Below are 1,768 nucleotides of genomic sequence, written 5' to 3'. Positions count from 1 at the left end.
TAGGCGTTTGCGAAACGCCACAAGCCGCATAAATACGGCATTTTTTGTTACCTATAAACAAATAACTCCTCACCGGATATGGTATAATAGAGTTGACTAAAAACTATAAACCTACATCCAAGAAAGGAGTTATTCTGATACTTATGATACCATATAAACAGCTTTCTTTGGCAGATATTTTTTCAGATTGCCATGAAAAATTTGAAAATGACAAACCTGCTTTTCTTTCTCTATTAGAAACCCATATCGATATTGATGAGTTAATTCCGATTTCTTTTAGAAATCATTTCTATGCATCGACGGGCAGAACCCGTAAATACCCTTTGCAAGCTTTTCTGTGGGCTTTGATTATTCAACGTATTTTCTCTATCCCTACGGATCAGCTTCTCCTGACTTTTCTCGCTTACTCAAAATCACTTCGGGAATTCTGTGGTTTTACTAAAGTCCCAGACGCTTCCAAAATCACCCGATTCAAACAGGATTTTTTAGATGACCTCCAGCTTGTTTTCGATAACCTTGTTGATGTTACCGAGCCTATCTGTCAGGCGATTGACTCTGCAAAAGCGGATATGACCATCTTTGATTCTTCCGGCATAGAAGCATTTGTTACCGAAAATAATCCCAAGTATGCTAACAGGATCATCAAACAGCTTAAGGCATACGCGAAAGCTCAGGGCTTTGATAAATCCTATGATCCTTATAAAGCTGCCTATGATTCCATGCCTTCTCATGCTTCTGCTAATCCTGAGATTAAGCAGCTCTATATCAATGGGCATTTTTGCTATGTCTTCAAGTTCGGCATTGTCACTAACGGATTGGGCATCATCCGCCACATATCTTTTTATAACAAAAACTTTATGGCTTCACATCCTGATATCGTTGTCGAAAAGAAATCCGATTCCCCTGACGAAGATAAATGTGTTCATGATTCAAAGCTTTTAATCCCCACACTTAAGGACTTCTTTTCCAAGCATCCTTTGATTAATCCAAAAACCTTCCTGGGTGATGCTGCTTTCGATACCGCACAACTCTATAAGAGCCTTCTTACCGGTGACACTTTTGGTAATGACAAACATTTCTCGAAAGCTTATATTCCGCTGAATGCAAGATCCGGACTTGAAAATCTGGATTATTCCATCAATGAAGATGGTATTCCGTGTTGTCCCCATGATCCTTCTTTACAAATGAAGTACGAAGGCACTTCCAAACTTCACAGTGGAGTAACAAGATATAAATTTGTCTGTCCAAGAATGAAATGGATTTATGATAAATCAACTCAAAAATCCCATCGTCATTGTTTCTGTGACAACCCTTGTACTTCTTCTAAATGTGGGCGGATGGTCTACATCTACCCGGAAAAGGATCTTCGTGCTTATCCCGGAACGATCCGCGGCACCGAAAAATGGGATGATACCTATAAAATCAGGACTGTTGTCGAAAGAGATATCAACCACATCAAAGACAATCTCTGTCTTGCAGGACGCCGAACCCAAAATGAGAGGACTCTGCATGCTGATCTGATTCTTGCCGGGATCACACAACTTATTACTGTTGTTCTCGCAGATAAGATCAATCACCACGAATATATTCGAAGCATAAAACCACTCATAGCTTAGGACTTACCACTTTCATAAAGTCCATAGCTTATTAAAGTGCGCCTAACATGTGCGATTATCCATTTTTCATTCCACAAGTCGTGCTCTTCGCGAATTCTTCCTTGTTTTGGTTCAAGGTTACGAACGAGCACCGCGAGTTTCGCAATTACCTA

Annotated in this window: 1 protein-coding gene; it reads left to right on the top strand. The window is 39.9% G+C overall.

What is annotated here, in order from left to right; genetic code table 11:
* Positions 1 to 143: 143 nt before the first annotated feature.
* Positions 144 to 1,616, top strand: coding sequence for a transposase (locus EAI83_RS17010; protein WP_117454985.1), 1,473 nt, complete (start codon positions 144 to 146; stop codon positions 1,614 to 1,616).
* Positions 1,617 to 1,768: the final 152 nt, after the last annotated feature.

This window comes from Blautia sp. aa_0143, assembly GCF_004167315.1.
GTDB classification, from domain to species: domain Bacteria; phylum Bacillota; class Clostridia; order Lachnospirales; family Lachnospiraceae; genus Blautia_A; species Blautia_A fusiformis.
Note: the sequence above shows the minus strand (reverse complement) of the source record. Positions and strands in the feature narration are given on the sequence as shown.